Origin of the sequence: Caballeronia sp. LP006, from assembly GCF_031450995.1 — a bacterium.
In the GTDB taxonomy this organism is placed as follows: Bacteria; Pseudomonadota; Gammaproteobacteria; order Burkholderiales; family Burkholderiaceae; genus Caballeronia.
Map to the genome: position 1 here is coordinate 2,647,342 of NZ_JARTVW010000005.1, position 20,856 is coordinate 2,668,197.

The following is a 20,856-nucleotide window of genomic DNA, read 5'->3' on the forward strand; positions in this document are numbered from 1 at the left end:
AAGCGATGGCCTATGAACTCCAATTCGGCGATCTCACGAACTATGCGGGCATGTTCGCGAGCGGCGCAGCGACGACGCTTGCGCTCACGGCCGTCTCAACAGTGCTCGGCGTAACCGTCGGCGTGCTCGGCGCGGCCGGTCGCAACAGCACGCGTGCGTGGTTGCGCGCATCCGTCGGCGGCTATGTCGAAGCCATCCGCAACACGCCGTTCATCGTGCAACTGTTCTTCGTGTTCTTCGGCTTGCCGGCGCTCGGCATCCACTTGAGCGAATACGTCGCCGCGATTCTCGCGATGACCCTCAATCTCGGCGCGTACAGCATCGAGATCATTCGGTCGGGGATCGCCGCCGTGCCGAAGGGTCATCACGAAGCGGCCGCTTCGCTTGCCATGTCGCGCGGCGAGATCTTTCGTCACGTCGTGCTGCCGCAAGCGATCGCCAAGGTGTTCCCGGCGCTCACGAGTCAGATCGTCATCACCATGCTCGGCTCGGCGGTGGTGTCGCAAATCTCCGTGCCGGATCTGACTTACGCGGCGAGCTATATCCAGTCGCGCAACTTCCGCGCGTTCGAGACGTGCTTCCTGATCACGGCGGCTTATCTCGCGCTCGCGCTGATACTGCGCGCGGCGTTGAACGCGGCAGGCAAGCGCTTTTTCGTCAACAGCCGGAGTCCCGCGCGATGATCGAATTCACTTTCGCTCAGATCGTCGAGAACCTGTTGCTGGCCGCGCGTTGGACTATCGTGCTGTCGATCGTCTCGTTCGTGCTCGGCGGTGTCGTCGGCTTCGCGCTGCTCGTGATGCGCGTGTCGAAGTCGGAGTTTTTGCGCACCATCGTGAAGGGCTACATCCAGATTTTCCAGGGCACGCCCTTGCTGATGCAGCTTTTTCTCGTGTTCTTCGGCTTGCCGTTGATTGGTGTGGAAGTCTCGCCGTGGCTCGCGGCGACCGTGGGTCTCACGTTCTTCACGAGCGCCTATCTCGCGGAGATCTGGCGCGGCGCGGTGGAAGCCGTGCCGAAAGGTCAGTGGGAAGCGTCGTCCAGCCTGGCGATGAACTACTTCGAGCAATTGCGTCATGTGATCCTGCCGCAGGCGCTGCGTATCGCCATTGGACCGACGGTCGGCTTCGCGGTGCAGGCGGTGAAGGATACGGCGCTCGTTTCGATCATCGGCTTCACCGAACTCACGAAAGCCGGCACGATGATCTCGAACGCGACGTTCCGGCCGTTTCTCGTGTACGGCCTCGTTGCGATCATCTACTTCGTGCTTTGCTATCCGCTCACGCGCTATGCGCGGACGCTCGAAAGGAAATGGAATGCCGCTCGTTGAAACCCGCAATCTGCAAAAACAGTTCGGCTCGAATCAGGTTCTGAAGGGCATCGACTTTTCGGTCGAGCAAGGGCAAGTGGTGGCCATCATCGGGCGAAGCGGCTCGGGCAAGAGCACGCTCTTGCGGACCTTGAACGGACTGGAAAGTATCGACGAAGGTTCGATCGAGATCGATGGCGAACATATCGATGCGCGCCGCGCCGACCTCCGCGCGTTGCGTCTGAAAGTCGGCATGGTGTTTCAGCAGTACAACCTCTTTCCGCATCTGACGGCGGGACAAAACGTGATGCTCGCGCAGACGGTCGTCAAAAAGATCCACAAGGCGAAGGCGCGCGCCACGGCCCATAGCGTGCTCGAACGCGTGGGACTCGGCGACAAGTTCGACGCCTATCCCGAGCAGCTATCCGGAGGACAGCAGCAGCGCGTGGCCATTGCACGCGCGCTTGCCATGAAGCCGACCGTGCTGCTGTGCGACGAAATCACCTCGGCGCTCGACCCCGAACTCGTCGGCGAAGTGCTGGCGGTCGTCGAAAGCCTGGCTCGCGACGGGATGACGCTCATCATGGTCACGCATGAGATGCGCTTCGCGCGCAAGGTTTCCGACAAGGTCGTCTTCATGCATCAGGGGCGAGTCTGGGAATCGGGCGCGCCCGAAGAGATTTTCGAGCGGCCTTCGACGGTGGAGCTGCAAAGGTTCATTCAGTGAGGCTCGTTTGCCGCGATGCATGGGCTCGATTCCCCATTCCACCCTTGAACCAGTGCTAGCATAGATCACCCGCCCCCAAGCGAAGTCAACGTCCCTGACCGATGAAACTCACCCCTCGCGAAAAAGACAAACTGCTGATTTTCACCGCGGCGCTCTTAGCCGAACGCCGCCGCGCTCGCGGCCTCAAGCTGAACTATCCGGAAGCCATCGCCTTCATTTCGGCGGCGCTCATGGAAGCGGCGCGCGACGGTCAGACCGTCGCCGAGGTCATGCATTACGGCACCACGCTGCTGAGCCGTGACGACGTCATGGAAGGCGTGCCCGAAATGATCCCCGACATCCAGATCGAAGCCACCTTCCCCGATGGCACGAAGCTGGTCACGGTCCACCATCCGATCCCCTAAGCACATGATTCCCGGCGAATACTTTATCGACGACGGCGAGCACGAACTCAACGTGGGCCGCGAAACCGTTACGGTCACCGTCGCGAATCACGGCGACCGCCCCGTGCAGGTCGGCTCGCACTATCACTTCTACGAAGTCAACACGGCACTCAAGTTCGAACGGGAGAAGGCGCGCGGCTTTCGTCTCAACATCGCGGCCGGCACCGCCGTACGCTTCGAACCGGGACAGGAGCGCACCGTCGAACTCGTCGCGCTCGCGGGCGATCGCCATGTCTATGGCTTCAATGGCCTCGTGATGGGCCCTCTCTGACCAGGATACCTACGATATGACGTTACGCATCGGCCGCCGCGCTTACGCGGAAATGTTCGGCCCGACCACCGGCGACCGTGTGCGGCTCGCCGACACCGACCTCATCATCGAAGTCGAACGCGACTTCACCACGTACGGCGAGGAAGTGAAGTTCGGCGGCGGCAAGGTCATTCGCGACGGCATGGGCCAGTCGCAGCGCCCATCCGCCGAAGTGGTCGATACCGTCGTCACCAACGCGCTGATCCTCGATCACTGGGGCATCGTGAAAGCCGACATCGGCATCAAGGGCGGACGCGTCTTCGCTATCGGCAAGGCGGGCAATCCCGACATTCAGCCGAACGTGAACATCGCGATCGGCGCGGCCACCGAAGTCATTGCGGGCGAAGGCATGATCGTGACCGCGGGCGGCATCGACTCGCATATCCACTTCATCAGCCCGCAGCAGATCGACGAAGCGCTCGCAAGCGGCGTGACCACCATGCTCGGCGGCGGCACCGGTCCCGCGACCGGCACCAACGCCACGACCTGCACGCCCGGCCCGTGGCATCTCGAACGCATGCTGCAAGCCGCCGATGGCTGGCCGGTCAACCTGGGCTTTCTCGGCAAGGGCAACACGAGCTTGGCGGAACCGCTCGTCGAACAGATCAAGGCGGGCGCAATCGGCCTCAAGCTGCACGAAGACTGGGGCACGACTCCAGCGGCTATCGACAACTGCCTTTCCGTCGCCGACGACACCGACACGCAAGTCGCCATCCACACGGACACGCTGAACGAAGCCGGCTTCGTCGAAACCACCGTCGCCGCGTTTAAGGGCCGCACGATTCATACGTATCACACCGAAGGCGCGGGCGGCGGTCACGCACCCGACATCATCAAGGTGTGCGGCGAGTCCAACGTGCTGCCCTCTTCCACCAATCCCACGCGCCCATACACCATCAACACGCTCGACGAGCATCTCGACATGCTGATGGTGTGCCATCACCTCGACCCGTCGATTGCGGAAGACATTGCATTCGCCGAATCGCGCATTCGCCGCGAGACCATTGCGGCCGAGGATATCCTCCACGATCTGGGCGCGCTTTCCATGCTTTCGTCGGATTCGCAAGCGATGGGCCGTGTCGGCGAAGTGATCATTCGCACCTGGCAGACGGCGCACAAGATGAAGGTGCAACGCGGCGCGCTGCCCGAGGACACCGGACGCAACGACAACTTCCGCGCGAAGCGTTATGTCGCGAAGTACACGATCAACCCGGCAATCACACATGGCATCGCGCATGAAGTGGGCTCCATCGAGCCGGGCAAATGGGCCGACCTCGTCTTCTGGGAACCGGCGTTCTTCGGCGTGAAGCCCGCGATGATCGTCAAGGGCGGGATGATCGCGGTGGCGCAGATGGGCGATCCGAACGCATCGATTCCTACGCCGCAGCCGGTGCATTATCGCGAGATGTTCGCCACGCGCGGCGGCGCGCTCGGCAAGACGTCGCTGACGTTCGTCTCGCAGATGGCGGCGGAAGCGCGCATTGCGGATCGCTACGGTTTGAAGAAGCAGGTCGTCGCCGTGAAAAACTGCCGCAATGTCACGAAGGCCGACATGATTCACAATGCATGGCAACCGTCCATCAGCGTCGATCCGCAGACCTATCAGGTGATCGCCGACGGACAACTGCTCACTTGCGACCCCGCCACCGTTCTGCCGATGGCGCAACGCTACTTCCTGTTCTGACGCACGCCATGCGCACTATCGATAAACGCCTTACCGCCAAGCTCGCACCTGTACTCGTCAAACGCGCGCCCACGCTCACGCTCGCCTTCGATGCGCGCTGCAAGAGCCGCCTTGCCGCCACGCTGGACCACGGCGAGGAAGTCGCGCTCGTGATGCCGCGCGGCACCGTGCTCGCGGACGGCGACATGCTCGTCGCGGACGATGGCGGTTTCGTGCGCGTGGTGGCCGCGCCGGAGGACGTGCTGATCGTGCGGGCGCCGAGCGTGCGTCTCTTGACACGCGCGGCTTATCACCTTGGCAACCGGCATACGCCGGTCGAAGTCGGCGCGGAGTATTTGAAGCTCGAAGCCGATCCGGTGCTCGAAGACATGCTCAGGCGTCTCGGTTGTATCGTCGGGCATGAGTCGCAGCCGTTTCAGCCTGAGACCGGCGCTTATGGCGGCGGGCACAAGCACGGCCACGATGAAACCTTCGGCGAGGACTATGCGCTCGCGCAGAAGGTTTATAGCGAGCATCACGGGCATTCGCACGACCATGACCATGACCACGAACACGAACACGAGCACAAGCACGCTCACGATGCCCATGATCACGATCACTCCCAATGCGGCCACGATCACTCGCATGATCATGGCCACGACCACAAGCACAAGCACGATCACTGATGCAAACCGCTGAGCTCACCGCGCTGCTGCATCTGGCGTCGCCTGCGCTGCCTATCGGCGCGTTCAGCTATTCGCAAGGACTCGAAGCGGCCATCGAACACGGTTTCATCCACGATGCCGACAGTGCCCGCGACTGGATTGCAAGCGGGCTCGTCAACGTGCTCGCACGCGGCGAACTGCCGTTCCTCGCGCATCAGTTGCAACGCTGGCACGCGCACGACGAAGCCGCCTTGACCGCGGCGAACGACGAATACATCGCGAGCCGCGAGTCGTCGGAGTTGCGCCGCGAGACCGAGCAAATGGGCTGGTCGCTTGCGCAGTTGTGCGCGTCGCTCGAATGGGGCGATGCCGCGCGCCGCGCCACGCTTGCCGCGATCAAGCCGATTGCGCAACCGACGGCGTTTGCCTTTGCCGCCTTCGCGCACGATGCCGCGCCCGACGCGATGCTCGCCGCCTACGCGTTCAGTTGGGTCGAGAATCAGGCGGCCGCGGCGCTCAAGGCCGTGCCGCTCGGGCAACTTGCGGGGCAGCGCATCATCGTGGCGTTACGCGCGCCGATAGACGACGCCGTGCGCCGCGCGCTGGCGACATCGCCGAACCAGGTCAATACTTTCGCGCCGCAACTCGGCATTTTGTCGGCGCGGCACGAGTCGCAATATTCGCGGCTTTTCCGCTCCTGATCGTAGAAACCGAAGCACTTCAAACAACGCCCATGAACGCCCCTGCTTATTCTTCCGCCGCCCGTCGAACCAAGAAGCTGCCGCCGTTGCGCGTTGGCGTGGGCGGGCCGGTCGGCTCCGGCAAGACCACGCTGCTCGAAATGCTCTGCAAGGCGATGCGCGAGAAATACGATCTCGTCGCCATCACCAATGACATCTACACGAAGGAAGATCAGCGCCTCCTGACCGTTGCGGGCGCGCTGCCCGCCGAGCGCATCATGGGCGTGGAGACGGGCGGTTGCCCACACACGGCCATTCGCGAGGATGCGTCGATCAACCTCGAAGCCGTCGATCGCATGGTGTCGCGCTTTCCGGATGCGGACATCGTCTTCATCGAATCGGGCGGCGACAATCTCGCGGCGACCTTCAGCCCCGAGCTGTCGGACCTGACCATCTATGTGATCGATGTCGCGGGCGGCGAAAAGATCCCGCGTAAAGGCGGACCGGGCATCACGAAGTCGGATCTGCTCGTCATCAATAAAACGGATCTCGCGCCTTATGTCGGCGCGAATCTCGACGTGATGGCAAGCGACGCAAAGAAGATGCGCGGTGAACGTCCGTTCGTGATGTGCAACCTCAAGGCGCTCGATGGCGTGGATACGGTGATCGGCTTCATCGAGAAGAAAGGCTTGCTGGTTTAGGCGCTTCGAGCGCCGTCAATGACGGTGCCGATGATGAATATCCGGAAAATGTGCATGCGTGTGCGTGATCGGCAGATGCCGATGCTCATGCACATGCGGCTCGACGCCATCCCATTCGAAATCGTGTTCATGCCGATGATGCTCGTCATGTCGATGCCGGTGCGTATGCGCGAGCGGCTCGTGCGTGTGGGCATGTTCGTGACGTTCCCGCAGATGCAGCCATACGCCGAGCGTCATTAGCGCGGCGGCGCACCAGAAGAGCATCGAGGGCGATTCCGGCCATAGAAGCAGCGAGAGCGCGACGCCGAAAACCGGCGCAACCGAAAAATACGCGCCGGTGCGCGCCGTGCCCAGATTGCGCAGCGCGACCACGAAGAGAACAAGGCTCACACCGTATCCGGCAAATCCCGTAAGCATGGCCATGAGCATATGCGACGCATCGGGAAGCCGCGCGCCGAGCATGCAGGCGATGCCGAGATTGACCGTCCCCGCGACGAGCCCTTTCACGCACGCGATGACGAAGGCATCGTTCGTCGATACCTTGCGCGTCAGATTGTTGTCGATGGCCCAGCAAAAGCACGCGCCCGCGACCAACAGCGCACCGGACGTCATGCCACCCGCGCCCGGCTGCCACGAAAGCACCGCGCCTCCGGCGACGATCGCGACCATGCCGAGGAACACCTGAAGGTCGACGTTTTCCCGAAAGACGACCCACGCGATGACGGCGGTGAACACGCCTTCGAGATTCAACAGCAGCGAACTGGTCGCGGCAGGCGTGGCGGCGAGGCCCAGCATGAGCAGCGCGGGGCCCGCGACGCCGCCGGCCGCGATGGCGCCGACGAGCCAAGGCGTTTCGTTTCGCGGGATGCGGATGTCGCCACGCTCGACGCGTGTGGCGGAAAGCGTCTGCCGCACGACCAACACGATGGCAAGTCCGATGCCGCTGCCGAGATAGAACAATCCGGCAACCATGAAGGGTGCAAGCGTGCCTAGGAGCGCCTTGGCTATGGGCGTGGTCGCGCCGAATAACGCGGCGGCGAGCAAGGCGGTGAAGGCGGCGTTCGGGCGAGTGGTCATCGATTTCTTGGTCCGGCTACATGTTTCCAAACCGCCCGTATCCGCCGCCCGCGATCCTCGAACATATACCACCCGACGAGCGCCAGCACACCGGAAGTCAGCCCCGTCATCAAAGGTTCGAAAAACGGAACACCGTAGTGATTCGCATGCGAATAAGCGTCGCCGATCATGGTGAGAACACCGACGACGAGCGCATTGCCATATCGATTCAAAAACAGCCTGCGCGCCGGCGTGAACGTGATCAGCACAGCGAGAATGCCCGTGGCGAGCCCTGTCTTGAAAGCCAGCGTCCAGTGCGCGAGGCTCATGACGTTCATCCAGCTTCCCGGCATGCAGGTCATGCACGCGCTCGTCGGTTGCCAGAAGCGTTTCACGAACACGATGATGCGCCGCTTCCATTCGCTCGCCATGACGTGCCTTCTTCGTCCGATGATGATCTTCAACGACGCGCGGCCAGTAACTCCGCCGCATTTTCCGGCGGCTTTCTGCATCGCCACACCCCGTGCGGTAGCATACCGGCTTCCTCGATCCTCACGTTCGCCTGCGCCGAAATTGCGAGCGTGATACATGATGCCCACTGCTGCTTTGTCCGAACAACCGTCCACGAACCCTTTTCCAGGCCAAACCGGAATCGATTCCACGCCCGTCCCCGTCCTCTTCCACATCGTGGACTTCGGCGATGGCGGTATCGAGTCCTCGCTGATTCAATGGCTGCGCGTCTTCGACCGCACGCGCTTCGCCGTCACGTTGTCCGTCATGCACCCGTCGCCCGCGTTCGAAAACCGCTTTCGCGCGCTGGTGCCGCCGGACGTGAAGATCGAAATCCTCGCGGAAAAGCCGTGGCTCAACACCTTTCAGGCGCGGCGCTACGCGAAGCGCCTGGGCAAGCTCGGGCGCATCGGCCGCGATGTCTTCAATACGCTCGTCGTGCGGCCCTATGTGAAGCGTCGTGTAGAAACGCTCGCGCGCCAGCATGCGCTGATCGTCGATTACGACATGTCGCTGCGCCGGCTTGCGGGTCAGTTCGATATCGCGTGGCTCGGCGTGAATCATTTCAGCTTCGACGCGAGGCTTGCCAGCCGTCCGCGCCGACAACGCCGGCTTGCCGAGCAGTTCGCGCGCTACGACGGCGTCGCGGCGCTCAACGATCACATGGCGGCGGAAGCGCGCGCCATGTTCGGCAGCGGGCTGAAGCGGATCTTCGTGTTGCCGAACGCCATCGATATCGAGCGCATCCGGCAGAACGGACAGATCAGCGAAGCAGCGCCGTGCGACGCGCCGTATATCGTCTCCGTCGCGCGGCTCGACGAAATTCAAAAGGACCATCGCACGCTGTTGCGCGCTTATGCCGAACTCGTGCGCGACGGGCAGATCGTCGAACATCTCGTGATCGTCGGCGACGGCGCGTTTCGCCGCGAACTCGAAGGTCTCGCCAACGAATTGGGGATCGCGGCGCGCGTGCATTTCATGGGGTATCGAAACAATCCGCATGCGCTCGTCGCCCGCGCGCGCCTGCAAGTGCTGAGTTCGCGCTACGAAGGCATGCCGATGGTGCTGCTCGAAGCGCTCGCGCTCGGCAAGCCAGTGGTCGCGAGCGATTGCCCGACCGGCCCGCGCGAGATTCTCGGCGATGGGCGCTTCGGTCTGCTGGTTCCGGTGGAATCCGTGGATGAATTGGCCAATGCGCTGCGCCGCGTCTTGACCGACGACACGTTATGCGCCGACATGCAGGCGCGCGCGCTGGAACGCGCGGAGGAATACGGCATCGCGGTGAGCAACGAACGCTTCGCGCGATGCGTTGCGGCCTTGCTGGCACGCTGAGTCGTCGCCGCTGGCTCAACGCTCCGCGTCACTCTCCTCGTCCAGCAACGCACCCAGAATAGACACCGTGCGCTCCGTCGCCCCGCGATGCCGCGCCGCGAACGCCGCGGCCGCCGCGCTCATCGCGAGACGCTGCGGCTTGTCGGTGAACAACTCGCGCAGGCCGCGCGCGAGTTCCTGCGGGTCTTGCACGCGCAACGCCGCGCCCGCCGCGATGGCATCGTTGGTCGCCTGCGTGAAGTTGAAGGTATGCGGCCCGATCAGCACCGGCACGCCCGCCGCGCACGCCTCGATCAGATTCTGCCCGCCAAGCGGCAACAAACTCCCACCGATAAACGCCAGATCCGACGCCGCGTAGTACGCGCCGAGTTCGCCCATGGAATCGCCGAGCAGAACCTGCACATTCGATGGCAACGGCTCTGGCACGTCCGCGCCCGATCCCGCCGCCACGGCCTTCGGCGCCCACACCGAACGGCGCGCGCTCTTCATGCCGGCGGCCGCGATCATCGCCGATACTTCATCGAACCGTTGCGGATGGCGCGGCACGAGAATCAGCAACGCATCGTGCACGTTCAGCGCGGCGAACGCGCGCAGCACCAAAGTTTCCTCGCCTTCGCGCGTGCTTGCCGCCACCCACACCGGCCGATTGCCGATGGCCGCGCGCCAAGCCTGTCCGCGTGCGACGAGTTCAGGCGGCGCGCTCATGTCGAACTTCAGGTTGCCGAGCACCGCGACATTGCGCGCGCCAAGCGCGATGAGCCGCTCGGCATCCGAAGGCGTCTGCGCCAGCACGCGAGAAAAGCCGCCGAACACTTCGCGCACCGCGCGGCCGAAACGCGCCGCGCGCTTGAACGAACGCTCCGACATGCGCGCGTTCGTCAGCACGAGCGGCACGTCCGCGTGCTTGCATTCGTCGATGAGCGTCGGCCACACTTCCGTCTCCATCACGATGCCGAGCGACGGCCGCCAAGCACGCAGAAAACGCCGCACGAAACGCGGCGAGTCGTAGGGAAGATAAGCGCGCATGACGCGATCGCCATAAAGCTGCTCGCCGGTCGCGCGGCCGCTCGGCGTCATGTGCGTAATAAGCAGCCGCGCTTCGGGATGCGTCTTGAGCAACGCTTCGATGAGCGGTTGCGCCGCGCGCGTCTCGCCCACGGACACCGCATGCACCCAGACGAGCGGCGCGAGATCGTCGGCGCGGCGCGCGGGACCGCGACCGAAGCGCTCGGCAATATGCTCGCGATAACCGCGCTCCTTGCGCGAACGAATCAACAGGCGCAGCACGGCAAGCGGCGCGACGAGCCACCACGCCGCGCGATACACGAGCCTCATCAGCACCGCCGAGGCAGGTGGCGCGCCGGCTCCGATAGCTGCGCCGTTCAAACGAGCGCCCTGCCCTTGAGACGTTCGAGAATGCCGAGCGGCGCGCGCTCAGGCCGCGCCATCGACTTGACGGGCAGAAAGAACGTCTGCTCCATCATGAACTGGCCGGACATCACCGCGTGCGACGTCTGGTCGGAGAAACAGACCCATACCGAGCCGGGCGGAAACGGCATCGTCACTTGCGGCGAAACCTTTTGATAATCGAGATCGGCTTTCATCGCGTCGTGCAGATGCAGCATCAGGTGGTCGTATTCGCTACGCTTCGACTTCGTGATGTGCAGCAGATTCATGAGCCACGCCGCGCCCGGCGTCTGCGCCTTGATGTTCGGCAGGAAGCGCTTCGCCATGTCCTCGAACGGCTCGCCCACGCGCCACACGCGCGGCGCGCCTTGCGGGTTCACGTTGGTGAAGACGCGCAGAATGCGTTCGCCGTAATTCGGCCGCGACGGAAAGGCATCGACGTGAAGACGGCTGTCGTCCTTGCGCCAGGATGTCTCGCGCGTTTCCACCTGATGCAGCCGCAAGCTGGTTGGCGCGACGCGCAACTTGCCGTCGTATTCGGGGAAGAGGCCATCCACCAGGGAGCGCGCGTTCGTCTGATAGCGCGCGATGAGCGAGCGCACCGCCGACTGCATCACGTTGTCGCCGAGCACGCCAGCAAGCGCGCCGCCGTTGGGCGCGAGGCTGATGTTCTTGCGCTTCGGGTCTGCAATGCGCGGGTCGAGCAGCGCCTGTTCGCCGCCCGCAATCTCGAACCGCAGATTGGGAAAATAGAGGACTTTGCCGTTTTCGACGCCGGCGAGCAGCGTTTCGCGCGGTACGGAAAGATTTTTGCCGTGCCAATCGCACGAAGCGACTTCGATGATTTGAGATTCCGTCATGTGCCTTCGACCTTGAGTTGCTTGGCGCCTGGAAACGTAATGCGCGACGGGCACGCTATCACGGCACGCTACAAGAGACCGAAGCCCGCGAGCGCTGCCTTGACTTCGGACAACGTGGGATGCCGGCTCGCGTCGCCAAGATTGACGACCTTCGGCGACCAGTAGCCGCCGGTGCGCCAGGCGGTCGAGAAATTGTACAACTCGACGGTCGGACGCTTCAGCGCCGCCGCGATATGAACCAGCCCGGTATCGACGCCAACGGTCGCGGCCGCGCCATCGATCAGCCCGACGACCGCGGGCAGCGAGAGTTTCGGCGGCACGATGGCAGCCGCGCCGAATTCCTTCGCGAGTTTCTCGCTCGTCGCGCGTTCGGCTTCGTTGCCCCACGGCAGCACGATCGATGCACCGCGCGTGACGAGCGCCTGTCCGAGCTCGATCCACGCGGCTTCGGGCCATTGTTTGTCGGCGCGGGAGGTCGCGTGCACGAACACGACATAAGGCACCGGCAGATTCAGCCCGAGCTCTGAAATGGCGAGCGTTGCACGGCGCGTATCGATGCCGAAGTCGATATCGTCGGTGGGCTGCGGGCGCGGCAGATCGAGCGCGGCGGCCACGAGCTGGCGCGTGCGTTCGACCACATGCGTGCGCGGCTCGATCGGCACGCGGCGGTCGTAGAAAAAGCGCACGGGCCATTCGAAGCCCGCGCCTTCCGTGCGATTCGCCAGGCCGACGAGCGGCCCGCGCGCCCAGCTCGCGACCCACGCGGTCTTGATGAGCCCTTGACAGTCGATCACGAGATCGTATTTCTCGGCGGCGAGCTGGCGCTTGAACCTGCCGATCTCGCGCCAGTTCGCGGGCGACGCGAAACTCTTGCGCCAGCGTCGCAGCGAAAACGGGATCGCGCGATGCACGCCATCGACGAGTTCGACGAGACTCGCGAAACTTTCCTCGACGAGCCAGTCGATCCGCGCATCGGGATAACGGCGGCGAATGTCGGCGACAACCGGCATGTTGTGTACGACGTCGCCAAGCGACGACACGCGAACGATCAGGATCTTTTGCACGCTGATTGGGACAGGCGCGGATTCGCGTTCAGGCGATTCTCGCGGTGAATTGGAGATGGGAAACGGGATTTTAGCGCGGGTTGTGCGCGCGGCGGCGCTCGCTGTCTCCTGAAGCGATTTAAGGGCGCAAAAAAGCCGGTAACACGACGATCACCGGGCAAGCCGTACCGGATATCCGACCACAAAGGGAGTTGCGATGGGAACGCGTTACGAACAGGACGTGGTGGCGTGGGCGCGGGAACAAGCCGAGCTGCTGCGGGCTGGTAAGTTCTCGGCCATCGATGTGGAACCTATCGCGGAGGAAATCGAGGACGTCGGCAAGAGCGAACAACGCGAGCTTTCCAGCCGTATGGCCGTGCTGCTTGCGCATCTTCTCAAGTGGCAATACCAACCGGGACGTCGTGGCTCGAGTTGGCAGCGTACGATCAAGGAACAGCGCCGCGCCGTCGGCGTCGCGCTGCAAAAGACGCCGAGTCTGAACACTTCGTTGCGCGACTCGGGCTGGCTCACCGGAACGTGGGCCGATGCCATTTCGAAAGCCGCCGAAGAACAAGGACTAGATGCGTTCCCGGAAGAACTGCCCTGGTCGACCGAGCAGAGTCTTTCGGCAAAGTTTTATTCCCAATGAAAAACGGCGCGGTTTGCCCAACCGCGCCGCTTCCCAACCATCTAGACTCACTCCGTCCAAATCAGAACGGCAGCTTCGCGTCCGGCTTTTCAGCCAGAATCACGCGGCGAAAATCTTCCTGAATGCGCTTCAACGCCTCTTCGGTGTCCGCCTCGAAACGCATCACCACGACCGGCGTCGTGTTCGACGAACGCGCGAGACCGAAACCATCCGGATATTCGACACGCAATCCGTCGATGGTCAGCACATCGTCCGCGCCTTCGAACTTCGCCGACTTCTGCAAGCGTCCGATCAGTTCGAAGTTTTCGCCTTCTTCCAGTTTGATCTGCAGTTCAGGCGTCGACAGCGAGTTCGGCAGGTCGTTGAGCAGCTTGCTCGGGTCGTCCACGCGCGAAAGGATTTCGAGGAGTCGCGCGCCCGTGTAAAGGCCGTCGTCGAAGCCGTACCAGCGGTCCTTGAAGAACACGTGACCGCTCATTTCGCCCGCGAGCGGCGCGCCGGTTTCGCGCAGCTTCGCCTTCACGAGCGAGTGGCCCGTCTTCCACATGACCGGCTCGCCGCCCTGCTCGCGCACCCATTTTGCGAGATTGCGCGTGCACTTCACGTCATAAATGATCTGGCCGCCCTTGTTGCGCGACAGCACTTCCTGCGCAAACAACATCAGCTGGCGATCCGGATAGATCATCTGGCCGTCCTTCGTCACCACGCCGAGACGGTCGCCGTCGCCATCGAATGCGAAGCCGATCTCGGCATCCGTTTCCTTTAGCGCCTTCATGACGTCCTGCAGATTCTCTGCATGCGCCGGGTCCGGGTGATGGTTCGGGAAGTTGCCGTCGATGTCCGTAAAGAGTTCGACCAGCTCGCAACCGAGCGCCTTGAACAGACGTGGCGCAAGACCGCCCGCGACGCCGTTGCCTGCATCGATGACGATCTTCATGCCGCGCACCGGCTTCACATCGGACAGGATTCGGTCGAGGTAGATCTGCTGGACGTCGAACTCGGTGTAGCTGCCTTCGCCCGTTTCGAAGTCGTCGTTGACGATCCGCTGATACAGGCTCTGAATCTGCTCGCCGTAGATGGCCGCGCCGCGCAGCACCATCTTGAAGCCGTTGTAGTCGGGCGGATTGTGGCTGCCCGTCACGACGATGCACGAATCCACGCGCCGCTCGCCCTCGGGCAAGGGCAGCGGCACGCTCGCGGCGAAGTAGCCGACGGGCGTCGGCACCATGCCGATATCGATGACATCGACGCCCGCCGCGCGCAGGCCGTCCGCGAGCGCGCCGACGAGTTCCGGGCCGGACAGACGGCCATCGCGCGCAACGACGACGGAATCGCCGCCCTGCTTGCGGATCTCGCTGCCGAACGCTTGGCCGATGTTCTTCGCCACGTCCTTGTCGACCGTCTTGCCGACGATGCCGCGGATGTCGTAGGCCTTGAAAATGGATTGGGATACCTGGGTCATAAGATGGCTACCTCTTCTCGTTTGATTGATGGATTCTCGGCGATGCAGCCATGAGGGCGTGCAGGTCGAAACGTGATCGATGTAAAACGCGCCGGCATGCAAGCGCATGCCAGATGACGGTTCGAATTCTGCCTGCAAGTGTGCTTGCGCATCGCGACCGCGGCTTCGAGGATCGAGCTTCGGTTCGCACTTATAATCGCTGTCTTTCAGCGCTTTCCACGTTTTCATGCTGCGCGTCGCGGCAAAGCCTCGCGCGCTCATTCTAATCCAATGCCTAATCGCTCTTTCGCCTCGATGCCCGGGAATGAGGCGCCTTCGCGCGCCACCACACAAAACTATTTTCCGTTGCGGCGAACGTTTGTCACGAAGCTGGCGAAAATCGCGAAAGCGTCGGACCGTCAGGTTTTGCTAGCACACGGCATGCCCGACCACACCTCGGTACGCGCGGCATGAAGGCGTTGACACGCTCGGGCAATCCGGACGTCGCGCGGGCGCTCGCCAACATCGTCTGGCTCGGGCTCGAAAGGCTGACGCAGATTGCGGTGGCCATCGTCATTTCGGGGCTGCTCGCGCGCTATCTCGGCCCGGACGCGTTCGGCAAATGGCAGTACGCGAATACGCTCTTGCTCGTCATCGCGCCGATCACGTGGGTCTGCGGCGCGGAAATTCTGGTGCCGACCATCGTGAAGGAACCGCCCGCGCGCACGGGCGTCGTGCTCGGCAGCGCCTTCGTGCTGCGCATCGCGGTATCGGCGATTGCGCTCGTCATGACCTGGACATGGATCGCGGCGGGCTTCACCGACCCGCTCGTGGGCGCCATGCTCGCCGGTCTTGCGCTCACCATGTTGTTTCGCGAGCCGTTCATCGGCGTGATTAACGCGTGGCTGCAGAGCATGACCTACAGCAAGCCGCAATTGATCGCGAGCATGTTCACGGCCATCGTCAAGGCGGCGCTCGTCTATGCCTTCGTGCGCATGGCGATGAGCGCGGCGAGTTTCGGCTGGCTGTGGGCGCTGGAAGCGGCGGCGATAGGCGGCGTGCTTCTCGTGTATTACATGCGGCGGCACGGCGGCAGGCTCGGCTGGCACTTCGACCGCGCGCTCTTCAGGCACTTCGCGAGCGCGGGTACGGTGTTCTGGATCGGCCTCATCTGCATGTATCTGTTCCTGAAACTCGACCGGCTGATGCTCGCGCATCGCGTATCGTTCGCGGAACTCGGGCTTTATTCCGCCGCGCAGCAATTGAACGAGAACTGGATCGCGCTTGCGCTGATGCTGGCGCAGACCATCGCGCCGGCGTTCGTTTATCGCGTGACGGACACCGCGCAACTGAAGCGCAATCTGTGGCGCCTCTTCGCGCTGACCGCCGTTTTGATGGTCGCCGGCGCCGCCGTGCTCGACGCCCTCGCGGGCTTCATCATCACGCGAGTCTTCGGGCCGAACTATGCGGGCGCCACGGAAATTTTCCGCTGGGCGGTGTGGCTTTCGGTGCCGGCGGGCATCGAGGCAATCGGCAATCTCGTGGTCCTGAAATTTCAGGCGAAGTACGTGCTGCTCGCGAAATGGCTGCTCGCGCTCGGCGTCGCGTTCGCGGTGAATGCGTTCGCCATTCCGCGCTTCGAAGGCTACGGCGCGTTGATCGGACTGGCTGCGGGTTATCTGGCGGCGGCGTCGGTGAATTTCTATTACATACGCTTGCGCCTGTCAGCATGAACGCTCTCTCCGATGTCGCCGTCCTCATTCCCGCGTACAACGGTCAGGCCGACCTGGAACGCACGCTCGCCTCGTTCGATGAAACGTCGCCCGTGCAAGTGCTGATCGTCGATGACGGCAGCACGCCACCCATCGTCGCGCCGGTCATCGACGGCATGCGGATCGCGATTCTGCGACTGCCCGAAAACGGCGGGATCGAGCGCGCGTTGCAGGCCGGCATCGAAGCGCTTGCCGCGCGCGGTTTGCGCTACGCGGCGCGTATCGACAGCGGCGATCTCGCGACGCCCGGGCGGCTCGCGATGCAGCGTGCGTATCTCGAGGCGCATCCGCGTGTAGCCGCGCTCGGCATGTGGACGCACGTGGTAGCCACCGGCGGCGCGCCGCTCTTCGATCTCACGCCGCCGACCGAACCGGACACAATCCGCCGCATGATGCTCGCGCGCTCGTGCTTCGCGCATCCCTCGCTGATGCTGCGTGTCGAGGCGGTGCGCGAGGTCGGCAACTATCGCGCGGACTATCGCGCGGCGGAAGACCTGGATCTGCTGCTGCGTCTGCTTGCACGCTACGACGGCGCGAATCTGCCGGCGTTCGGTCTCTACTACGAGCTGAACGAGAACGGCATCAGCGCCACGAAACGCCGCACGCAGACGCTGTCAACGCTGCGCCTGCAATGGCGTTACTTGCGGGCGGGCAACGTGTTCGACTGGGCGGGCATCGGCAAGAGCATTGCGCATCTGCTGCTGCCGTATCGCGCGCTCAAGGCGTTGAAGGCGAAACTGCTGCGGCCTTCCACGCCCACGAAATAGTTGCACCCTGAACTTATTGTCGAATTGCTTTCGATTGATTTTGCGCTACGGTTGGCCGTGCACAAGCGCAAGCGCGCGGCGTGTTCCGCCTCGCACGGCGAACCGTAAAAAAACGACTCCCGGATGACGAAACCACCGCAGCGCCTTCGCATCGCCCTCGTGTGCAACACGGCATGGGCCATTTATACCTACCGGCGCGGCGTGCTGCGCATGCTGACGGACAACGGAGCCGAAGTGACGATCATCGCGCCGCGCGACCGCACGTTCGAGCCGCTGGAGGCAATGGGCTGCCGCTGCGTCGAATTGCCGGTGGCGTCCAAAGGCACGGACCCGCGTCAGGACCTGAAGACGCTCGTCGCGCTGTATCGCGAATATCGCGCGACGCGTCCGCATCTCGTTTTCCACTACACGATCAAGCCGAATATCTACGGCTCGCTTGCGGCCATGCTGGCGCGCGTGCCTTCGATTGCGGTGACGACGGGACTCGGCTACGTGTTCATCCAGAAAAGCCGCACGGCGCAGATCGCCAAGCGGCTTTATCGCTTTGCGTTCCGTTTTCCGCGCGAAATCTGGTTTCTGAATCAGGACGATCTCGCCGCCTTCAACGATGAAAAACTGCTTGTGCACCCGGATCGCGCGCGCCGTCTGCATGGCGAAGGCGTCGATCTCGACGAGTTCGCCTTCGAGCCGTTGCCCGAACGCGAAGACGTCGTGTTCATCCTGATCGGGCGGCTCTTGTGGGACAAGGGCGTGGCCGAATACGTGGAAGCGGCGCGACGGCTCAAGCGCCGCTATCCGCATGCGCGTTTCCAGTTGCTGGGGCCAGTTGGCGTCGATAATCCCAGCGCGATCGGCCGCACGGACGTAGAAGCGTGGGAGCGTGAGAATATCGTCGAATATCTGGGCGAAGCGAACGACGTTCGGCCGCTCGTCGCGGCGGCGGATTGCGTCGTGCTGCCTTCGTATCGCGAAGGCGTGCCGCGCACCTTGATGGAAGCCTCCGCGATGGGCCGTCCGATCGTCGCGACCGACGTGCCCGGCTGCCGCGAAGTGGTCGCGCACGGCGAAAACGGCCTGCTTTGCGAAGTCAAGAGCGCGGACAGCCTCACCGCGCAACTCGAAAGCATGCTGACGCTGCCACGTAGCGAGCGCGAAGCAATGGCGCAACGCGGCCGCGAGAAAGTCACCCGCGAATTCGACGAAAAAAATGTCGTCGAACGATACAAGGGCACAATACACGCCATAACCGGCATTTCACTCTGAATTTCGATTTCTGGGGAGCACACGATGAATGGCAACGGGGCGCATGAGAACGCGGCGCAGGACACGGCACAAACCACCTCGCGAGGCACGATTCTGGTGACAGGCGGCGCGGGCTTCATCGGCTCGCATACCTGCGTCGAACTGCTCGGCGCGGGCTACGGCGTGGTGGTCATCGACAATCTCGTCAACAGCCGCGCGGAGTCGCTCAAGCGCGTGGAGCGCATTGCGGGCAAGCCGGTGGCGTTTTATCAGGAAGACGCGCGCGACGAAGCCGCGCTTCGCCGGATTTTCGATGCGCACGAGATCACCGGCGCGATCCACTTCGCCGCGTTGAAGGCGGTGGGCGAATCGGTCGCGAAGCCGATCGAGTACTACAGCAACAACATCGGCAGCCTGCTTGCCGTGCTCAACGTGATGCGCGAGCGCAACGTGCGCAACTTCGTGTTCAGTTCGTCGGCAACGGTGTACGGCGTGCCGCAAAGCGTGCCGATCGACGAGAGTTTTCCGCTGTCTGCGACCAATCCGTACGGGCAATCGAAGCTCATCGCCGAGCAAATTTTGCGCGATCTCGAAGTGTCCGATCCGTCGTGGCGTATCGCGACGCTGCGCTATTTCAACCCGGTCGGCGCGCATGAAAGCGGGCTCATCGGCGAAGATCCGGCGGGCGTGCCGAACAATCTGATGCCTTACGTGGCGCAAGTGGCGGTCGGCAAGCTGGAACGCCTGCGCGTGTTCGGCAGCGACTACGAGACGCCCGACGGCACCGGCGTGCGCGATTACATTCATGTGGTCGATCTGGCGCGCGGGCATATTGCCGCAATCGATGCGCTGAAGTCGCTCGACCGAAGTTTCGTCGTCAATCTCGGCACGGGACAAGGCTATAGCGTGCTGGATGTGGTCAAGGCATTCGAAACGGCGTCGGGCAAGCCCGTGCCTTACGAACTCGTGCCGCGCCGTCCGGGCGATGTCGCCGCTTGCTACGCCGACCCGGCCGCGGCGCTCGCGCTGATCGGCTGGCGCGCGGAACATGGCATCGAGCGCATGTGCGCGGATCACTGGCGCTGGCAGTCGCAAAATCCGCGAGGCTTTGCCTGAGGCGTCGCGGCGCCTTGCTTCACTCGTATCAACCGGTCCTATTTCATGCTTAGTTTCGCGCTTGCTTTTCTGGTGTCGCTGCTGGTGACGTTGTTGATCGTGCGGTTCGCGCACCTGCATGAAGGCGTGCTGGGCGACACCGATCTTGCCGGCGTGCAGAAGTTTCATGCGCGACCGGTGCCACGCATCGGCGGCGTCGGCATTTTGTGCGGACTGACGGTATCGGCCGTGCAATTGCGATGGAGTTACCCGCTCGTTTCGGGCGGGATACTCGGCATCATCGCGTGCGGCATGCCGGCGTTTCTCTCCGGCTTGATCGAAGACATGACCAAGCGCGTGACGCCGCTCATCCGGCTTGTCTGCACCATGGCGGCGGCCGGGCTCGCGTATGCGGTTCTGAATATCGCGGTGACGCGCATCAGCGTGCCGCCGCTCGACTTTCTGCTTTCCTACGCGGTCATTTCATGCGCGGTCACGGTGATCGCGGTGGCGGCGCTCGCCAACGCGGTGAATATCATCGACGGCTTCAACGGCCTCGCTTCGATGGTCACGTTCATGATGTTCGCCTCGCTCGCCTACGTGGCGTTTCAGGTGCACGATCCGGTCGTGCTGTCGGGCTCGCTCATCATGATGGGCGCGGTGATGGGCTTCTTCATCTGGAATTTTCCGGCGGGACTGATCTTTCTCGGCGATGGCGGCGCGTACTTCGTCGGTTTCATGCTCGGCGAACTGTCAATCCTGCTCGTGATGCGCAACCGCGATGTCTCCGCATGGTATCCCGTGCTGCTTTTCATGTACCCGATCTTCGAGACGTGTTTCTCGATCTACCGCAAGAAGTTCATTCGCGGCATGTCGCCGGGAATTCCGGATGGCGTGCATCTGCATATGCTGGTTTACAAGCGGCTGATGCGCTGGGCGGTCGGCGTGCAGAATGCGCGTGAACTCACCCGACGCAATTCGCTGACTTCGCCCTATCTCTGGCTGCTATGCCTGATTGCGGTGATTCCCGCGACCTTGTTCTGGCGGCACACGCTGCATTTGTTCTGTTTCGTGATGGTGTTTGCGGCGACTTACGTGTGGCTGTACATCAGCATCGTGCGATTCAAGGTTCCGCGATGGATGGTGTTTCGACGGCCGCACGTGGTGCGCAAGTGAATCATGTT

The 20,856-nt window shown here is 63.0% G+C and carries 22 protein-coding genes; 16 read left to right on the forward strand and 6 right to left on the reverse strand.

Annotated elements, in window-relative coordinates; all coding sequences use genetic code 11:
• The first annotated feature begins 5 nt into the window (after positions 1–5).
• The 9 genes from P9250_RS28945 to ureG all read left to right on the forward strand — a co-directional run bounded on the left by P9250_RS28945 (position 6) and on the right by ureG (position 6,498).
• The gene (locus tag P9250_RS28945; protein WP_244825988.1) at positions 6–683 is read left to right on the forward strand and encodes an amino acid ABC transporter permease; all 678 of its coding nucleotides are present in this window, start codon (positions 6–8) and stop codon (positions 681–683) included.
• Positions 680–1,330: an amino acid ABC transporter permease gene (locus P9250_RS28950; protein ID WP_244825990.1), complete on the forward strand. Its 651-nt coding sequence runs from the start codon at positions 680–682 to the stop codon at positions 1,328–1,330. The genes P9250_RS28945 and P9250_RS28950 overlap by 4 nt, the downstream gene beginning before the upstream one ends.
• Positions 1,317–2,036 (forward strand): amino acid ABC transporter ATP-binding protein, encoded by a 720-nt coding sequence (locus P9250_RS28955; RefSeq protein WP_244825991.1) that lies wholly within the window; start codon positions 1,317–1,319, stop codon positions 2,034–2,036. The genes P9250_RS28950 and P9250_RS28955 overlap by 14 nt, the downstream gene beginning before the upstream one ends.
• A gap of 101 nt (positions 2,037–2,137) precedes the next feature.
• Complete coding sequence (ureA, locus tag P9250_RS28960; RefSeq protein ID WP_244825992.1) at positions 2,138–2,440, forward strand: urease subunit gamma; 303 nt, start codon at positions 2,138–2,140, stop codon at positions 2,438–2,440.
• A 4-nt stretch (positions 2,441–2,444) separates the two neighbouring features.
• Entirely contained in the window at positions 2,445–2,750 is a 306-nt protein-coding gene (locus P9250_RS28965) for an urease subunit beta (RefSeq protein ID WP_250509380.1), read from the forward strand.
• Positions 2,751–2,766: 16 nt separating this feature from the next.
• A complete protein-coding gene (gene ureC / locus P9250_RS28970; protein ID WP_309844096.1) occupies positions 2,767–4,473 on the forward strand; it encodes an urease subunit alpha in 1,707 nt (568 codons plus the stop codon).
• 8 nt (positions 4,474–4,481) lie between these two features.
• Entirely contained in the window at positions 4,482–5,138 is a 657-nt protein-coding gene (gene ureE, locus P9250_RS28975) for an urease accessory protein UreE (RefSeq protein WP_310396497.1), read from the forward strand.
• A complete protein-coding gene (locus P9250_RS28980) occupies positions 5,138–5,818 on the forward strand; it encodes an urease accessory protein UreF (RefSeq protein WP_250465363.1) in 681 nt (226 codons plus the stop codon). The genes ureE and P9250_RS28980 overlap by 1 nt, the downstream gene beginning before the upstream one ends.
• A 32-nt stretch (positions 5,819–5,850) precedes the next feature.
• Positions 5,851–6,498 (forward strand): urease accessory protein UreG, encoded by a 648-nt coding sequence (ureG, locus tag P9250_RS28985; protein ID WP_244826002.1) that lies wholly within the window; start codon positions 5,851–5,853, stop codon positions 6,496–6,498.
• Positions 6,499–6,513: 15 nt separating this feature from the next.
• Here ureG and P9250_RS28990 read toward each other — a convergent pair whose 3' ends face one another.
• Both P9250_RS28990 and P9250_RS28995 read right to left on the reverse strand, forming a co-directional pair.
• Complete coding sequence (locus tag P9250_RS28990; RefSeq protein WP_310396500.1) at positions 6,514–7,575, reverse strand: DMT family transporter; 1,062 nt, start codon at positions 7,573–7,575, stop codon at positions 6,514–6,516.
• Positions 7,572–7,985, reverse strand: a complete 414-nt coding sequence (locus P9250_RS28995; protein ID WP_310396502.1) for a hypothetical protein — start codon at positions 7,983–7,985, stop codon at positions 7,572–7,574. The genes P9250_RS28990 and P9250_RS28995 overlap by 4 nt, the downstream gene beginning before the upstream one ends.
• Positions 7,986–8,145: 160 nt before the next feature.
• Here P9250_RS28995 and P9250_RS29000 point away from each other — a divergent pair, with 160 nt between their 5' ends.
• Positions 8,146–9,396 (forward strand): glycosyltransferase, encoded by a 1,251-nt coding sequence (locus tag P9250_RS29000; RefSeq protein WP_409014980.1) that lies wholly within the window; start codon positions 8,146–8,148, stop codon positions 9,394–9,396.
• A gap of 15 nt (positions 9,397–9,411) precedes the next feature.
• Here the strand turns inward: P9250_RS29000 and waaA are convergent, their stop codons facing one another.
• The 3 genes from waaA to waaC form a co-directional block, all read right to left on the reverse strand.
• Positions 9,412–10,734, reverse strand: coding sequence for a lipid IV(A) 3-deoxy-D-manno-octulosonic acid transferase (waaA, locus tag P9250_RS29005; protein WP_250526196.1), 1,323 nt, complete (start codon positions 10,732–10,734; stop codon positions 9,412–9,414).
• 44 nt (positions 10,735–10,778) lie between these two features.
• Entirely contained in the window at positions 10,779–11,663 is an 885-nt protein-coding gene (locus P9250_RS29010) for a Kdo hydroxylase family protein (RefSeq protein WP_250465374.1), read from the reverse strand.
• Positions 11,664–11,731: 68 nt separating this feature from the next.
• Complete coding sequence (waaC, locus tag P9250_RS29015) at positions 11,732–12,727, reverse strand: lipopolysaccharide heptosyltransferase I (protein WP_244826011.1); 996 nt, start codon at positions 12,725–12,727, stop codon at positions 11,732–11,734.
• A 196-nt stretch (positions 12,728–12,923) separates the two neighbouring features.
• Here waaC and P9250_RS29020 point away from each other — a divergent pair, with 196 nt between their 5' ends.
• The gene (locus P9250_RS29020; protein ID WP_309844113.1) at positions 12,924–13,355 is read left to right on the forward strand and encodes a DUF29 domain-containing protein; all 432 of its coding nucleotides are present in this window, start codon (positions 12,924–12,926) and stop codon (positions 13,353–13,355) included.
• A gap of 61 nt (positions 13,356–13,416) precedes the next feature.
• Here the strand turns inward: P9250_RS29020 and P9250_RS29025 are convergent, their stop codons facing one another.
• Positions 13,417–14,817, reverse strand: coding sequence for a phosphomannomutase/phosphoglucomutase (locus P9250_RS29025; RefSeq protein ID WP_244826013.1), 1,401 nt, complete (start codon positions 14,815–14,817; stop codon positions 13,417–13,419).
• Between the two features lie 449 nt (positions 14,818–15,266).
• Between P9250_RS29025 and P9250_RS29030 the strand changes: the two genes are divergently transcribed.
• From P9250_RS29030 to P9250_RS29050, 5 genes are all read left to right on the forward strand, one after another.
• Complete coding sequence (locus tag P9250_RS29030; protein ID WP_309844115.1) at positions 15,267–16,529, forward strand: oligosaccharide flippase family protein; 1,263 nt, start codon at positions 15,267–15,269, stop codon at positions 16,527–16,529.
• Complete coding sequence (locus P9250_RS29035) at positions 16,526–17,335, forward strand: glycosyltransferase (RefSeq protein WP_250465379.1); 810 nt, start codon at positions 16,526–16,528, stop codon at positions 17,333–17,335. The genes P9250_RS29030 and P9250_RS29035 overlap by 4 nt, the downstream gene beginning before the upstream one ends.
• A 123-nt stretch (positions 17,336–17,458) precedes the next feature.
• A complete protein-coding gene (locus tag P9250_RS29040; protein ID WP_310396509.1) occupies positions 17,459–18,598 on the forward strand; it encodes a glycosyltransferase family 4 protein in 1,140 nt (379 codons plus the stop codon).
• A 24-nt stretch (positions 18,599–18,622) separates the two neighbouring features.
• Positions 18,623–19,693: a UDP-glucose 4-epimerase GalE gene (gene galE, locus P9250_RS29045; protein ID WP_244826017.1), complete on the forward strand. Its 1,071-nt coding sequence runs from the start codon at positions 18,623–18,625 to the stop codon at positions 19,691–19,693.
• A 45-nt stretch (positions 19,694–19,738) separates the two neighbouring features.
• Positions 19,739–20,848 carry a glycosyltransferase gene (locus P9250_RS29050; RefSeq protein WP_244826018.1) on the forward strand — a complete coding sequence of 370 codons (1,110 nt, stop codon included), beginning with the start codon at positions 19,739–19,741 and terminating at the stop codon, positions 20,846–20,848.
• The last annotated feature ends 8 nt before the right edge of the window (positions 20,849–20,856 follow it).